Origin of the sequence: Burkholderia territorii (assembly GCF_902833055.1) — a bacterium.
Lineage (GTDB): Bacteria > Pseudomonadota > Gammaproteobacteria > Burkholderiales > Burkholderiaceae > Burkholderia > Burkholderia territorii.
The window spans coordinates 819087-834684 of the sequence record NZ_CADFEJ010000001.1; the positions used below are offsets into that span (position 1 = coordinate 819087).

The following is a 15598-nucleotide window of genomic DNA, read 5'->3' on the forward strand; positions in this document are numbered from 1 at the left end:
GTCAAGCGCGCGCGAGCAACACGTGAACGGCGGCGATAACGTCACCGACGGTCCGCACGGACTTGAACTCTTCGGGCTTGATGCGCTTGCCTGTCATTTCCTGAAGCTTGATGGCCAGGTCGACTGCGTCGATGCTGTCCAGATCGAGCTCTTCGAACAGGTGCGTATCGGGCGTCACCCGCTCCGGCTCGATCGCGAAATTCTCATGAAAAATGGCGCGGATGTGCTCCAGGATTTCTGCGTCGGTCACGAGTAGCTCCCTTTTTCCAGCACGGCTTCTTGTGGTGCCTGATGAGACTGCTGGTCGGCAATGAATGCCGCCAGCGTGTTGATCGAACGGAAATGCGCTTTCGTGCGTTCGTCGTTCGCGGCGATCGTCAGTTGAAACTTCTTGCGCAGCATGATGCCGACTTCGAGCGCATCGACTGAATCGAGTCCGATTCCGTCCGTCGAGAACAGTGGCGCATCGTCATCGATATCGTCGACCGTCATGTCGCTGAGGTCTAGCATCTCGATCAGAAGCTGCTTAATTTGCAGTTTTAAAGTATCCATGCTGAAACAGGCTTTGAGTAATGTGCACTTCCACTTCGCGGGCGATGCTGCGAGCGGCAATCGACGGAGACGCCACGTTCGACGCCAGCCGGTTCAGGTCCATCGGCTCCAGGACGTCGATGCGCATGCGAAATGCTCGAGCCGGCACGTGATACCAGCGCAGCGTCTTGGTAAATACCGGCGGGTCGCAATCGATCAGCACCGGCTGGATCCGGCTGCCGGAGTGCAGCGCCATGTGCGCGAAGCCGCGCGAGAACGCGTGCAGGCGATTGCGGCCCGGGCTGCGCGTGCCCTCCGGAAAGATGATCATCGTGTAACCCGCCGCCAGTTGCCGCGCGCCGGCCTCGACGAGATCGACCGCATCGGCATTGCTGACGTACTCGGCGGCCCGGACGATACCCCAGAAACACGGGTTGCCCCAATGGCCGCGCTTGACGACGCAGCATGCTTTCGGTGTCAGCGACAGCAGCACCATGACGTCGAGCCAGGTCGGGTGGTTCGCGACGACGATGGCGGGGTCGCCCTTGGCAAGGCGCTCCGTGCCGCTCAGCTCGAGCTTCATCACGCCGACGTGCTGCAGCATCGCGACCAGCGCGCGGAAGAAGTAATGGATGACAAGCGTTACGCCACGCTGGCGCGAGCGCCGATGCGGCCATAATCCGCCGATGACGATCGCCAACAACGAGAACGCCGATCCGCACAGCGCGAAAAAGGCGAGGCTCGCGCCGGTCGCGAATAGACGCCAGCCGTAGTCAAGCCGCGCGATCATGCCAGCTCCATCGCCACGATGCGTGTTGACAGCGCCACGACGCCGTGGTGCGTGCGGACAGGCAACGCAGCACGGCTTCGCTTTGCGTACCGGCTGCATCGCCGGCATCGCACGCGCCGTCCGCTGTCATCTCACAGGTCAGGTAGTCGGCCGATTCATCGGCGCCGATCAGAATGGCCAGCCCGACACTCTCGGGATCGTCATCGACGTCGCCATAGACGGGATCGGCTGGCTCGTGCGCATAGACGAGCAACACCGGCGAGCTCGGCGAGCTCGCGTATTGGGAAAAGGCTTCGAGTAGCGCGTAGCCCAGCGTTTCATGCCCGGCCGAGATCGCCGTGGCGGCAGTTCGGTCGCGACGGGCGATTCCGAAAACGCCCGTAACGGCATTGAGAACGGAGAGACTGAAGGCCGTCGGCGAGACGGGTTCCGACGCGCCGATGTCGGCAAGAATGCCGGTGGTACGCACCAGTTCGCCGTGACGCGATGCGAACACCATGCGCAACGGATGTTCCGCTCCGGCACAATCGTAGGCCGCCTGAAGCGCGAGACGCGACAGCCGGCTCAAGCGGCGTCGCACCATCGGATCGAGGGCTTCGACGCCCGGTACCCCCGCGGTCGAAATCGACGTCCATCTGGCGATTGGCATGGTCCAATGCAAATCGGCCATTGTTGTTCTCGTTGGGATTGCTTCTCGTGGGGTGTTCTTATAATCGCGCCACCCGCGTCGGGCGGCTGCGCTCCGCTTTCCATGAGATGCGCCCATCGCGCGCATTGACCACCGGACTCGCGCCGCCGATTCTCCCCTTCCGGCATTACCTGGAAAGTATCGAAAATCGTCATGTCCGCAAGGCCGGCACCCGGATTATCAATCGCTGCGATTGAGTAGGCGGCATCTCGATGCGGCGGAACTGTAACAGGGCTGTTACAAAAGATCAACGCTACTGCGCGGGCGTCTTCCAGATTTAACCATTTATCAACTTCCCCAAAAATTCATGCATCGTCGGTTATCAAGACGCCCCGTGCTCCGCGCCGCTTGCGTCGATCCGGCAGCGGGATGGCTCATAATGCGCTCGATGCCGCCCCCACACGACCTGTTTTCCGTTCAATGAGTTATTCACTCGCTACTGCTTACACCCGCGAACTCGAAATCCGCAAAAGCCGCTTCATCGCGTTCGCGATCCCCGTCGAGGACCGCGACGCCGCAATGCAGGCGTTGCAGCGCCTGCGTGACGAGCATCCTGCGGCCACCCACGTGTGCTGGGCGCTGCTTGCCGGCGGCCAGTCCGGGATGTCCGACGACGGCGAGCCGTCGGGCACCGCCGGCCGGCCGATCCTCGAAGTGCTGCGTCATCACGATCTCGACGGCGTGCTCGGTGCGGTGGTCCGCTACTACGGCGGCGTGAAGCTCGGCGCGGGCGGCCTGGTGCGCGCGTATACGGATGCGATCGCGTCGGCGCTGCTCGATGCCGAGCGCGTCGAACGCATTCGTCACACGCGGTTCGCGATCGAAATCGGCTACCCGGACGAGGCACGCGTGCGCCGATGGATCGAGCAGGCGGGTTACGAGCTGGTGGACAGTGCGTACGGAATGACCGTGAGGCTCGTGATCAAGCTGCCGGAAATGGCCGAGGCGGCGGCGAAATCCGAACTGTTCGACCTGACGCAGGGCCGCTCGGGCTTCCCTGACCTGTGAAGCGGCCAGCCGGCCCGGCCTTGCAGCGCGGTTTCATACACTTCCCCGCGAAAATTCAGATGCGTCCGATGGAAAACCTGCGCGCCTGAACTTAATCTCCCCTGTGTTCCTCGCGACGCGTTCTGCATACGTCTGGCCGGGCGTGCAGACACACGGCACATCGCGCGTCGCCCACAATCAAAATTCAGCTACGGGGATATCGGACGCATGCAACTGCAGAAACTGCAAGCCCAGCTCGCGCAACTCGATCGACGCATCCAGGCGGCGCGCCGCAACGAACGTCAGGCGGCACTGGTGCAGGTACGCCAGCTCGTGACGAGCTATGCGCTGACAGCGCGGGAAGTCTTCGGCCAGGGTTACAGCGATCGCGCGAAGCTGTTCACCGTCGGCGCGAAATATCGCGACCCGGCAACGGGCGCCACCTGGAGCGGGCGCGGGCGTGAGCCGGTCTGGATCGCCGGACGCGACCGCGCGGCGTTCCTGATCCGGGAATGACGCGCGCCGCGTTGCACGGCGCGCCTGCGTCATCCGTCGAGCCGCGCCGAACCGCTCAATAGATTTCAGGAACGATCATGCTGTCCGGCGTCGGGCGGCGAATGTAGTCTTCGTGATGCTCGCGCTGCGGCAGGTCGACCGTCGGCCGCGGCACCTCGTGATACGGCACCTGGGTCAGCAGGTGATGGATGCAGTTCAGGCGCGCGCGCTTCTTGTCGACCGCCTGCACGACCCACCACGGCGCCTCGGGAATATGCGTGCGCTGCATCATTTCCTCCTTCGCGACCGTATACGCTTCCCAGCGGCGGCGGCTCTCGAGGTCCATCGGGCTCAGCTTCCACTGCTTCAGGGGATCCTCGATCCGGCTCTGGAAGCGCAGCTCCTGCTCGTGGTCGGTGATCGAGAACCAGTACTTGACGATCTGGATCCCGCTTCGCACGAGCATTTTCTCGAACTCGGGCACCGAACGGAAAAATTCCTCGTATTCGTCGTCGGTGCAGAAGTTCATCACGCGCTCGACACCCGCGCGGTTGTACCAGCTGCGATCGAACAGCACGATTTCGCCGCCGGCCGGCAGATGCGCGACATAGCGCTGGAAATACCATTGCGTGCGTTCACGGTTGCTCGGTGCCGGCAGCGCGGCCACGCGGCACACGCGCGGGTTCAGCCGCTGCGTGATGCGCTTGATCGCGCCGCCCTTGCCTGCCGCGTCGCGCCCCTCGAAGATCACGACCAGCCGGTGCCCCGTGCTCACGACCCAGTCCTGCAGCTTCACGAGCTCGCCCTGCAACCTGAACAGCTCGCGGAAATACTGCTTGCGCGCTTCGCGGCGCTCCGGCGAGAACAGCAGATCGTCGGCGTTGTCGAAGCGGCGGTCGTCGAGCTCCATTTCGAGCTCTTCGTCGTACGCGTCGACGAGGTCTTCCTCGAAACGGCGCTGGCGCGACTCGAGCGATGCCGTATCGGTGACGTTGCCGGTCTCGGTGCGGGAATCGTTATCGCCCATGGGGGCCTCCTTCCTTCAATTGACGCAACCAAACTCCGCCATTATCCCAGCGTCTCGCGTCAAATTGATGAAAAAGGGGCCGATCCGCGCGTCGGAAGCGGGAATCCTGGCACGGCGAACCGTCGTCGACCGTCTGGCCCCGCTCGGAAGCAATCCGGCGAACGACCGGAGCCTGGCGTCAGGCGGCACGCAGCGGCGCGACCGCCTCCCCGGTCGCGCATCCGGCCCTCCCCGTCACGGAATGATCCGCGTGACGCCGCGTCCGCGCGGATCGGCCACCGCCTCCGGCGTCGTGCCGTCGATCTTGATCACCTGGATGTCGCCGCTGAAGTCCTGCCCCTTCAGCGTATAGCCGCGCGCCTCGATCTGCTTCGCGAGCTCGCCTTCGATCGGGTGGTAAGGCTCCCAGAAGATCGTGTTCGGCGGCAGCAGCTGATGGTGAAAGCGCATCGCACCGACGGCCTCCTTCAGCGGCATCCCGAAGTCGTAGATGTTGTTGATCACCTGGAAGATCGACGTGAAGATCCGCGAGCCGCCCGGCGTGCCGATCACGAGCGACACCTTGCCGTCCTTCGTCATGATCGTGGGCGACATCGACGACAGCGGACGCTTCTTCGGCTCGATTGCATTCGCATCGCTGCCGACCACGCCGAACATGTTCGCGACGCCCGGCTTCGCGGAGAAGTCGTCCATCTCGTCGTTCAGCACGATGCCGGTGCCGTCGGCGATCACGCCGGAACCGAAATAGCCGTTGATCGTGTAAGTGTTCGACACCGCGTTGCCCCACTTGTCGACGACCGAGAAGTGGGTCGTCTCCGCCTTCTCCGGCATCGACGTGCCGAGGCCCGGCTGCACGCTCTTCGTATCCGAAGGCTCCTTCGCGTTGACCTCGGCCGCGCGCCGCGCAATGTACGCATCGTCGGTCAGCTGCGCGACCGGCACCTTGTAGAAGTCCGGGTCGCCGAGATACTGCGCGCGATCGGCGAACACGCGCTTCTCGATCTCCGCGACCAGGTGGATGTACTGCGGCGAGTTGAGCTTCACGCCGTCGAAGTCCTGCTTGCGGTCCGCCTTCATCTTCAGCAACTGCACGAGGCCGATGCCGCCGGAGCTCGGCGGCGGCGCGGTGATCACGTCATAGCCGTTCCACTTCGCCTGCACCGGCTGGCGCCACACCGCACGGTATTGCGCGAGATCCTCGGTCGTGATCAGCCCGTTGCCGTCGCCGGTCTTCATCGATGCGGCGATCAACCGGGCCGTCCTGCCCTTGTAGAAACCGTTCGCGCCTTCGTTCGCGATCCGCGCGAGCACGTCGGCGAGATCGGGCTGCTTGAAGTTCGTGCCGGCCTTCATCGTGGAAAAGTACTTGTCGAAGTTGGTCTTGCCGCCGAACTCCTTCGACGCGTCGACGCCGCGCTGCGCGAGCTGTTCGTCGACGACGAAACCGTCGCGCGCATAGTGGATCGCCGGCGCGAGCACCTGCTTCCACTTCAGCTTGCCGAAGCGCCTCTGCGCTTCCCACATGCCCGACACCGTGCCCGGCACGCCGGCCGCGCGCGGCCCGTACAGGCTCATGTCCTTGACGACGTTGCCGTCCTTGTCGAGATACATGTCCTTCGTCGCGGCAAGCGGCGCGCGCTCGCGGTAGTCGAGGAAGTACGGCTTGCCGTCCTTGTAGATCGTCATGAAGCCGCCGCCGCCGATGTTGCCGGCCTCCGGATACGTGACGGCGAGCGTGAACGCGATCGCGACGGCCGCGTCGATCGCATTGCCGCCTTCCTTGAAAATCCGTTCCGCGGCATCCGCGCTGTACTTGTCGGCCACGGCGACCGCCGCACTCGTCAGGACTGCCGGCTGCGGCCCCTTCGCATGGGCCGGCGCACTCGGCAGGAAGCCGATGCCGGCCAGCGTCGCGAGCACGGCAGCGGATGATTTGAAACGATTCAGCACAGTCATTGCATGTCTCCCCATTGATTTCCCGCGGGCCGGAATGAGGCCCTGATCCGCTTATAGCTGCTGCGGGGCGGGCGGCCATATGTCGCTTTCGTAGTGAGCAACGACGCGTGGGCAAAAAACCGGCGGGGCGCTACGACCCACTGCGAATCGTGTGCGGTCGGTCACACGGCGGAGCAAAAAGCGAGCCGAGGAATCGGTCGAAATTGCGCGCGACGGACTCGGCATGCATCGAGCAATCGGAAAATCACGACACGCGCCGGCACGCCGCTCCCGCACATGCAAAAAATCCGCGATCGAACCGCCCGCTGCGCGGCCCGATCTGAGAAGATAGCGCCCCGCTTGCGCGCGCGATCGTTCGCGCTCGTCCGCGGCCGCTTCACGCTTTTTGTTCTCGTTTCCTATGGCATCACACAATGCGCATCATGCGTCCGGCTTCGCGGCCGGCGTCGCCGCCGCCGTCCTCGTCGCGCAAACCGGCGCAACCGGCCCCTGGCACGCGGGCCTGCTCGCCGCGTTCGCGGCCGGCGTCGCGGGCGGCACCGCGCCCGACTGGCTCGAAGTCGCGTGGTGGACCCGCAAGCGACGCTTGTGGATCACGCACCGCACCGTCACGCACTGGGGCATCGGCTGGATCGCGCTGCTCGCGCTCGGATGGCACGGGCTCACGCATCATCCGCATCCGCTGTGGGCCGCCCCGCTGTTCGGCTTCGCATGCGGCGGCGTCATGCACTTGCTCGCCGACTGGCCGAATCCGCTCGGCGTGCCGTGGATCTGGCGGCGCCATTCACTGAACCTGTGGAACAGCGGACATTGCGACCTGATCATCGTGGCCGCTGCATGGGGCGGCACGCTGTGGCTCGCGCAGTCGCTGTGGGCCCGCGCCCCGTTCATCGAACACTGGCTCGGCTGGCTCCATCGCGTGTAGTTGCATGCAGTTGCGTCGGCGGAATCGAACCGTGCGGCCACACGGCCTGCTTCGAACGCGACGTCCTCCTCTCGCCGATCCGGCGCTCGCGACCGAACAGGTGCCGTTGCGCGCACCTGCCCGTTGAAATGCCGGCAGCGCGCCTCATCTGAATCCAGGACCCGCACGCTGCGCGCGCGGTGTCCGGCACGCACACGCGACGTCTGGCACACTGACGATTCGCGCACGCCGCCCTCGCGCTCGCGCCCCAATTCAACGCTCCGATGGACGTCACAGCCACCCGCCCCGCCAACGCGCTCGACGTGTTCCACCCGGCCGTCGCCGCGTGGTTCCGCCGCTCGTTCGCCGCGCCGACCGGCGCGCAGGCGCTCGCATGGCCGCACATCAAGGCCGGGCGGTCGACGCTCGTCGCCGCGCCGACCGGCTCGGGCAAGACGCTCACCGGGTTTCTGTGCGCGCTCGACGATCTCGTGCGCGATGCGCTCGCGCACGGCGGCGCGCTGCCCGACGCGACGCTCGTCGTCTATGTGTCGCCGCTGAAGGCGCTGTCGAACGACATCCATGTGAACCTCGACGCGCCGCTTGCCGGCATCGCCGAGTCGCTCGCGCAGCTCGGCCTGCCGGTGCCGGCGATCCGCACCGCCGTGCGCACCGGCGACACGACGCAGGCCGAGCGCGCGGCGCTGCGCAAGCGCGCGCCGCACATCCTCGTGACGACGCCCGAGTCGCTGTACGTGCTGCTGTCTTCCATGTCGGGGCGGCAGATGCTGTCGAACGTGCGCTCGGTGATCGTCGACGAGATTCACGCGCTTGCATCGTCCAAGCGCGGCAGCCATCTCGCGCTGTCGCTGGAACGCCTCGACGCGTTGACGGGTCGTGCGCTGCCGCGCATCGGGTTGTCGGCCACGCAGAAACCGATCGACGCGGTCGCGCGCTTCCTGGTCGGCGGGCCGGCCGATGCGCCGCGCGACTGCACGATCGTCGATACCGGCCACACGCGCGAACGCGACCTCGCGCTCGAACTGCCGAACGTGCCGCTCGAGCCTGTGATGGCGACCGACGTATGGGAACAGGTGTACGACCGGATCGCCGCGCTCGCCGCCGCGCATCGCACGACGCTGGTGTTCGTGAACACGCGACGCACCGCCGAACGCATGGCGCGCCATCTCGCCGACCGTCTCGGCAAGGACGCGATCGCCGCGCACCACGGCAGTCTCGCGAAGGAGCATCGCTTCGAGGCCGAACAGCGGCTCAAGCGCGGCGATCTGAAGTTGCTGGTCGCGACCGCGTCGCTCGAACTCGGCATCGACATCGGCGACGTCGATCTCGTATGCCAGGTCGGCTCGCCGCGCGGCATCGCGCCGTTCCTGCAGCGCGTCGGCCGCTCGGGGCACCATGTGGGCGGCGTGCCGAAGGGCCGCCTGTTCCCGCTGTCGCGCGACGAGCTGGTCGAATGCGCCGCGCTGCTCGATTGCGTGCAACGCGGCGAACTCGACGCATTGCGGATTCCCGAAGCGCCGCTCGACGTGCTCGCGCAGCAGATCGTCGCCGAAGTCGCGTGCGCGCAATGGCACGAGGATGCGCTGTACGCGAGCTTCACGCGCGCGGCGCCGTACGCGAGGCTGTCGCGCGAACGCTTCGACGACGTGATGAAAATGCTCGCCGAAGGCTTCACGAGCCGTCGCGGCGTGCGTGGCGCGTATCTGCATCGCGACGTGGTCGGCGGCATGGTGCGCGGGCGCCGCAATGCGATGATGACCGCGACGACGTCCGGCGGCACGATTCCCGACATGGCCGACTACGCAGTGCTGCTCGAACCGCAGGGCATCCAGGTCGGCACCGTCAACGAGGATTTCGCGATCGAGAGCCTCGCGGGCGACGTGTTCCAACTCGGCAACCAGTCGTACCGGATCATTCGCGTGGAAACGGGCCGCGTGCGTGTCGAGGACGCGCAAGGCCAGTCGCCGAGCATTCCGTTCTGGCTCGGCGAGGCGCCCGGGCGCAGCGACGAATTGTCGGCGGCGGTCGGCCGGCTGCGCGCGCGGCTCGACGCGCTGCTCGCCGAAGGCGATCGGCACGCGCAAGCCGCTGGACGCGAGCACGCGAGCGGCGACGCGGCCGGCAACACGGGCACGCGCGGCAACGCCAGGCAAACGGCGCAAGCCCGCGCCGCCACCGATTCGCGCAACGATGCCGTCGGCACCGCGCTCGGCCCGGCGGAAAGCCGCCTCGCGCCGGCGCTGCGCTGGCTCGTCGACGATCTCCATCTGTCGCCCGATGCGGCCCGCCAGATCGCCGAATACCTCGCGCGCACGCGCGCGGCGCTCGGCGCGCTGCCGACGCAGGACACGCTCGTGATGGAGCGCTTCTTCGACGAATCGGGCGGCACGCAGCTGGTGATCCATTCGCCGTTCGGCAGCCGCATCAACCGCGCGTGGGGGCTCGCGTTGCGCAAGCGCTTCTGCCGCAGTTTCAACTTCGAGCTGCAGGCCGCGGCGACCGACGACGCGATCGTTCTGTCGCTGTCGCTCGCGCACAGCTTCGCACTCGACGAAGTGTGGCGCTACCTGCGCTCGGCCAGCGCCGAGCATGTGCTGATCCAGGCACTGCTCGACGCGCCGATGTTCGGCGTGCGCTGGCGCTGGAACGCGACGACCGCGCTCGCGCTGCCGCGCTTCACCGGCGGCCGGCGCACCGCGCCGCAACTGCAGCGGATGAAGAGCGAGGATCTGCTCGCGACCGTGTTCCCCGATCAGGTCGCGTGCCTCGAGAACGTCGTCGGCGAACGCGAGATCCCGCATCATCCGCTCGTCGACCAGACGCTCGACGATTGCCTGCACGATGCGATGGATACCGAAGGCTGGCTTGCGCTGCTGCGCCGGATCGAAAGCGGCGCGATCGAGCTGATCGCGCGCGACCTGCCCGCGCCGTCGCCGCTTGCGGCCGAGATCCTGAACGCGAAACCTTATGCATTCCTCGACGATGCGCCGCTCGAGGAGCGCCGCACGCAGGCCGTGCAGTCGCGCCGCTGGAGCGATCCCGAATCGGCCGACGATCTCGGTGCACTCGACGCCGACGCGATCGACGCGGTGCGCGACGAAGCGTGGCCGCTCGTGCGCGATGCCGACGAAATGCACGATGCACTGCTCACGCTCGCCTGCGTCGCCGACAGCGAAGCACGTGCACTCGAAGGCTGGCCCGAGCGGCTCACGGAACTGGCCGAACGCCGCCGCGCGACGAAACTCGTCACGCCGGGCGGCGCCGCGCTGTGGGTGCCGGTCGAACGGCTGGTGTGCATCCGGGCACTGCACCCCGATGCACGGGTCGCACCCGCGCTGAAGGTGCCCGCCGCCTGCGCGCAACCATGGGAAGCGGACGCCGCGCTCGTCGACGTGATCCGCGCGCGGCTTACCGGCTTCGGTCCGTTGACGCTCGGCGCGATCGCGCAGCCGCTCGGCCTGCCGGCCGCGACGATCGCGACGGCGCTCGCGGCACTGGAACGCGAGGGCTATGTGATGCGCGGCCGCTTCACACCGGGCGCGACGGCGGACGAATGGTGCGAACGCCATCTGCTCGCGCGCATTCATCGCTACACGGTCAAGCGGCTGCGGCGCGAGATCGAACCGGTCGAGCGCGCCGATTTCATGCGCTTCCTGTTCCACTGGCAGCACATGACACCCGACACGCGCGGCACGGGCCGCGACGCGCTTGCCGCCGTCGTCGAGCAGCTCGAAGGCTACGAAGCCGCGGCGAGCGCATGGGAGGACGCGCTGCTGCCCGCGCGCCTGACCGACTACACGGCGGGCGGCCTCGACGAGCTGTGCCGCTCGGGCAAGCTCGTTTGGACCCGCATCGGCGCCCCGGCCCGCGCGGCCGGCACGCCGGTGAAAACGACGCCGGTCGTGCTGCTGCCGCGCCGCCACCTCGGTGCATGGCAGGCGCTGCGCGACCCGGACGCGCAACCGGCGCTGTCCGCGCGCGCAACGCAGGTGCGTGACGCGCTCGCCGCGCACGGTGCGATGTTCTTCGACGCACTGCTCGACGAGTTGCACATGTTGCCCGTCGAGCTCGAACAGGCGCTCGGTGAACTCGTGTCGGCCGGCCTCGTGAACGCGGACAGCTTCGCCGGGCTGCGCGCACTGTTGAAGCCCGCGGTCAAGCGCAGCGCGACGTATGCGCCGCGCACGCGGCGCGGCGGCGCGCTGATCGGCGGGATGGACGACGCCGGCCGTTGGGCGCTCGTGCAACGTGCTTCGGCGACGGACGCGGCATCCGTGCCGAAGCGCGGCTTCGCCGCGACCGATCCCGACGCACTCGAACATATCGCCTGGACGCTGCTGCGCCGCTATGGCGTGGTGTTCTGGCGGCTGCTCGAACGCGAGGCCGACTGGCTGCCCAGCTGGCGCGAACTCGTGCGCGTGCTGCAACGTCTCGAAGCGCGCGGCGAGATCCGCGGTGGGCGCTTCGTCGCGGGGCTCGCGGGCGAGCAATTCGCGCTGCCGGAAGCGATCCCGATCCTGCGCGAACTGCGTCGCCAACCTGGCGACGGCCAGTACGTGTGCGTGACGGGCGCCGATCCGCTGAACCTCGCCGGCACGTTGTTGCCCGGCGACAAGGTGCCCGCGCTGGCCGGCAATCGCGTGCTGTTCCGCGACGGCGTGCCGGTCGCGTCGCTCGTATCGGGCACGTTCCACTACGTGCCCGACCTGTCGCCCGCCGCACGCGAAGACGCGCGGCTGCGCCTCGCACGCCGCTACTGACATCGGCTGACACACGGCGCGGCGCGGACTACTGAACGCCGCGTCGCATTGCCCCGCCCGTTCGGGTAGCATCGAGCGATTTACCGCTCGGCCCGGCGCGGCCGAGCGCGCCCAGAACAAGCCTTCCGGAGACTGCCCTTCATGTCCTCGCATGCCGATTCGCCCGCCGCTCATCACGGCGGCTCGCTGACGATTTTCCAGGGTGCCGCGTTGTATATCGGCGCGGTGCTCGGCACCGGCGTCATTGCGTTGCCGGCGCTCGCCGCAGAGGTCGCCGGGCCTGCGTCGCTGCTTGCGTGGGCCGCGCTCGTCGTGCTGTCGGGGCCGCTCGCGGCCACCTTCGCCGCGCTCGGCGCGCGCTATCCCGATGCGGGTGGCGTATCGACCTATGCGCGACGCGCATTCGGACCGAAGGCCGCGGCGATCGTCGGCTGGTGTTTCTATTTCGCCGTGCCGGCCGGCGCGCCGGCCGCCGCGATGTTCGGCGGCGCGTACGTGGCGGCCGTCACGGGCGGCGGGCACACGACGGTCATCGTCACGGCTGCCGCGCTGATCGCGACTGTATCGGCCGCGAATGCGTTCGGCGTCACGGTGTCGGGCCGCATGCAGCTCGTGCTGTCGGCGTTGCTCGTCGCGCTGTTGCTGGCCGCCGTGCTCGCATCCGCGCCACATGCGCGCACGACGAACCTGCATCCGTTCGCGCCACACGGGTGGCTCGCGGTCGGCCAGGCTGCCGCACTGCTCGTGTGGAGCTTCGCAGGCTGGGAAGCGATCACGCACCTCGCGGCGGAATTCCGCCGGCCCGCGCACGACATGCCGCGCTCGGCCGGCATCGCCGTCGTGGTCGTCGGCTTCCTGTATCTGTCGGTCGCGGCCGCGAGCGTGATGGTGCTCGGGCCATCGGCCGGCGCGTCCGGCGCGCCGCTGGCGGAACTGATCGCAGGCGGCATCGGCGGTCATGCGCAGGTCCTGGCGGCCGCAGCGGCATTGCTGCTCACGCTCGGCACGATGAATGCGTATTTCGCGGGCGCGGCCAAGCTCGGCGCGGCGCTCGGCCGCGACGGCGCACTGCCGGCATGGCTCGCGCAAGGTAGTCAGGTAGGCGGGGTGCCCCGCCGCAGTCTCGGCGTGATCGCGATGCTGGCGGCCGTCGCGCTGGCCGCGACGACGCTCTCGGACGTCGGGCCGAAGCCGCTCGTGCTCGTCACGTCCGGATGCTTCGTGATGGTGTACGGGCTCGGCGCGGCGGCCGCGCTGAAACTGCTGCCGCGTGGCGGCATCGCGTATCGCTGCGCGTGGATTTCGCTGGTCGCCGTCGCCGGCCTGTTCCTGACGACCGGATGGTATTTCCTGTGCCCGCTGCTGCTCGCGGGCGGCGCACTGCTGTATTTGCGGATGACCGGGCAGCGTACATGATCGCGCGCCGGCACCCGTGTGCGGACGCGCGTGCGCCGTTCGCCGCGATGCGCGGGCCCGCCGCGCACCGTTTCGCCGCGCGCGTCAGGCCGGCACGAGCTCGAAGCTGAGCCGCTTGCCGAGCGCGGTGGCGGCGCTCGCGAGCGTCGCGAGCGTGAGGCTCGTATCGGTTTCGTCGAGCAGCCGGTTGAGCGCGGCGCGGCTCGTCTTCATCCGCGCGGCCATCGCGGTTTTCGTGATGTGCTGCGCCTTCATTTCCTGCCCGATCTGCCACGCGATCACGCGCTTGATCGCGGTGGCGGTGGCCGCTTCGAGGTGCCCTTCCTCGTCGAGGAAAGTGTCGAAGTCGCTGCCGATATGCGGGTTGTTCGTGGTCGTCATGGGTACTCCAGTGCATCGCGTTGCCGGCCGGCACCTCGCCGATCGCATGTCACGGCGCAGCCGGGGGAATTCAGATGGCGCGCGTCAGCGCTTTCAACCGCGCGACGCTCACGTCGAGATCGTCGGACGGCGTGGCCTGCGACTGCTTGAAGAACGCATGCAGCAGCACCATCGTGTCGCCGACGATCGTGAACAGCACGCGCGCGCTCCGCCGCGGCATCATCACGCGGATTTCCCAAAGATCCGCCGACATCTTCCGGACCAGCGGCATGCCGAGCGGCCAGCCGAGTTGAACGGTCTTGATCTCCTCGCCGATCACCCTGCGCTCGATCTGCCCGAGCGCGTTGAGCCATTCGCGCACCGGCTCGTTACCACGCGCGGTGCGGAAAAACCGTACACCGAGCGTGATCTGAATCTGCTGTCTCGCCATCGTCGTGTCATCGAGCGTACCAAAAACGATACGATATGCCAAGCATGACGAGACCCGCTACTGACCGAACGGCCAACGAATGGCGGTGAAGGAACGGCGGGCCGGGCGCCTCCCGCCCACGTTCTGTGCGACGTGTCAGCGCGCGCGGCCCGGCGGCTTGCGCGCACCGCGCGGCGCGCGACGGTCGTGCGCATCGCCGAACCGCGCCTGCGCGATGTCGCGCACGGCGTCGATCAGCGTCCGCGCGACCGGTGACGGTTGCGCATCGGTGCGCAGCACGAGGCCGACCGGCTCGTCGGTGCCCGCGGACGGCAGCGGCAGCCGCGCGAGCGCGCCGGCCGACAGGTCGTATTCGGCCGCATAGAGCGGCACGAACCATACGGCGTCGTTCTCGAGCGCAAGCGCGCGCGCGACCGACACCGACAGCACCTCGATGAACGAATCCAGCGGCGGCGCGCCGCACGCGCCAAGCAGTTGCTCGGCCGACTGGCGGATCAGCGTGCCGAACGGCGGCAGCACGACCGGGTAGCGCGCGAGTTCGGCAGCGGGCGCGGCGCTCGTCAGCAGCGGATGGCCGGCCCGCACGACCGCGACGAGCGGTTCGTTGTACAACTGCTCGAACGCGAGCCCGATCATCCGCTCCGGCTCCGACAGGCGACCGATCGCGCATTCGATCGCTCCGGCCTTCAGGCGCTCCAGCAGCTCGGCATTCGCGGCCGTCGCGATCCGCACGACGATGCGCGGCCAGCGCGCGGTCAGCGCCTTCATCAACGCGGGCGCGAGCGATGCCGCAACGGTCGGCAGCATGCCGATTTCGAGCGTCGCCGCGGCCGCGCCGCCCTCGCGCGCAAGCAGGCCGACGCCCTGCCGCAATGCCAGCACGCACGCGTTCGCATGCGGGATGAACAGTTGCGCTTCGCGGGTTGGCAGCGCGCCGTGCCGTCCCCGCTCGAACAACTTCACGCCGAGGATCGACTCCAGTTCGGCGATCGTCTTCGACACGGCCGGCTGCGTGATCGACAGGCTTTCGGCCGCCTTCTGCACACCGCCCAGTTGCGCGACCGCGAGAAAACACTGGAGGTGCCGGAATTTGACGCGGCCGTCGGCGATACGGTTATTCATGACGAGCGGTTATGCGAGAGGCAATGAAATGCCATTTTGCATAACTTTTCGGAAAGTCCCAAGCGTCGCTGCGGGCTTACGCACGACGTC

General features: G+C 67.6%; 14 protein-coding genes. 5 read left to right on the forward strand and 9 right to left on the reverse strand.

Annotation, left to right across the window (positions count from 1 at the left end):
• Position 1: 1 nt before the first annotated feature.
• The 4 genes from HW466_RS03585 to HW466_RS03600 are packed head-to-tail and all read right to left on the reverse strand — an operon-like array spanning position 2 to position 1991.
• Positions 2-250, reverse strand: coding sequence for an acyl carrier protein (locus HW466_RS03585; protein WP_151005030.1), 249 nt, complete (start codon positions 248-250; stop codon positions 2-4).
• Positions 247-552 (reverse strand): phosphopantetheine-binding protein, encoded by a 306-nt coding sequence (locus tag HW466_RS03590; protein ID WP_151005032.1) that lies wholly within the window; start codon positions 550-552, stop codon positions 247-249. Before HW466_RS03590 ends, HW466_RS03585 begins: the two co-directional genes overlap by 4 nt.
• Entirely contained in the window at positions 527-1321 is a 795-nt protein-coding gene (locus HW466_RS03595) for a lysophospholipid acyltransferase family protein (RefSeq protein WP_151005034.1), read from the reverse strand. Before HW466_RS03595 ends, HW466_RS03590 begins: the two co-directional genes overlap by 26 nt.
• Positions 1305-1991, reverse strand: a complete 687-nt coding sequence (locus HW466_RS03600) for a beta-ketoacyl synthase chain length factor (RefSeq protein ID WP_059450543.1) — start codon at positions 1989-1991, stop codon at positions 1305-1307. Before HW466_RS03600 ends, HW466_RS03595 begins: the two co-directional genes overlap by 17 nt.
• Positions 1992-2429: 438 nt before the next feature.
• On the opposite strand from HW466_RS03600, the gene HW466_RS03605 reads away from it, so the two are divergent.
• A complete protein-coding gene (locus tag HW466_RS03605; protein WP_059450544.1) occupies positions 2430-3017 on the forward strand; it encodes an IMPACT family protein in 588 nt (195 codons plus the stop codon).
• A 207-nt stretch (positions 3018-3224) separates the two neighbouring features.
• Positions 3225-3512: an H-NS histone family protein gene (locus tag HW466_RS03610; protein ID WP_059450545.1), complete on the forward strand. Its 288-nt coding sequence runs from the start codon at positions 3225-3227 to the stop codon at positions 3510-3512.
• A 55-nt stretch (positions 3513-3567) separates the two neighbouring features.
• Here HW466_RS03610 and ppk2 read toward each other — a convergent pair whose 3' ends face one another.
• Both ppk2 and ggt read right to left on the reverse strand, forming a co-directional pair.
• Positions 3568-4518 (reverse strand): polyphosphate kinase 2, encoded by a 951-nt coding sequence (gene ppk2, locus HW466_RS03615; protein ID WP_059450546.1) that lies wholly within the window; start codon positions 4516-4518, stop codon positions 3568-3570.
• A gap of 234 nt (positions 4519-4752) precedes the next feature.
• Entirely contained in the window at positions 4753-6474 is a 1722-nt protein-coding gene (gene ggt, locus HW466_RS03620; RefSeq protein ID WP_059540953.1) for a gamma-glutamyltransferase, read from the reverse strand.
• Between the two features lie 400 nt (positions 6475-6874).
• Here ggt and HW466_RS03625 point away from each other — a divergent pair, with 400 nt between their 5' ends.
• The 3 genes from HW466_RS03625 to HW466_RS03635 all read left to right on the forward strand — a co-directional run bounded on the left by HW466_RS03625 (position 6875) and on the right by HW466_RS03635 (position 13575).
• Positions 6875-7399: a metal-dependent hydrolase gene (locus HW466_RS03625; RefSeq protein WP_059450548.1), complete on the forward strand. Its 525-nt coding sequence runs from the start codon at positions 6875-6877 to the stop codon at positions 7397-7399.
• Positions 7400-7662: 263 nt separating this feature from the next.
• Positions 7663-12159 (forward strand): DEAD/DEAH box helicase, encoded by a 4497-nt coding sequence (locus HW466_RS03630; RefSeq protein ID WP_174905408.1) that lies wholly within the window; start codon positions 7663-7665, stop codon positions 12157-12159.
• A gap of 141 nt (positions 12160-12300) precedes the next feature.
• Positions 12301-13575: an APC family permease gene (locus tag HW466_RS03635; RefSeq protein ID WP_059450550.1), complete on the forward strand. Its 1275-nt coding sequence runs from the start codon at positions 12301-12303 to the stop codon at positions 13573-13575.
• 84 nt (positions 13576-13659) lie between these two features.
• Here HW466_RS03635 and HW466_RS03640 read toward each other — a convergent pair whose 3' ends face one another.
• The 3 genes from HW466_RS03640 to pcaQ all read right to left on the reverse strand — a co-directional run bounded on the left by HW466_RS03640 (position 13660) and on the right by pcaQ (position 15508).
• Positions 13660-13956 (reverse strand): XRE family transcriptional regulator, encoded by a 297-nt coding sequence (locus tag HW466_RS03640; RefSeq protein ID WP_059450551.1) that lies wholly within the window; start codon positions 13954-13956, stop codon positions 13660-13662.
• Between the two features lie 70 nt (positions 13957-14026).
• The gene (locus HW466_RS03645) at positions 14027-14386 is read right to left on the reverse strand and encodes a type II toxin-antitoxin system RelE/ParE family toxin (protein ID WP_151007291.1); all 360 of its coding nucleotides are present in this window, start codon (positions 14384-14386) and stop codon (positions 14027-14029) included.
• Between the two features lie 135 nt (positions 14387-14521).
• Positions 14522-15508, reverse strand: coding sequence for a pca operon transcription factor PcaQ (gene pcaQ / locus HW466_RS03650; protein WP_174905409.1), 987 nt, complete (start codon positions 15506-15508; stop codon positions 14522-14524).
• Positions 15509-15598: the final 90 nt, after the last annotated feature.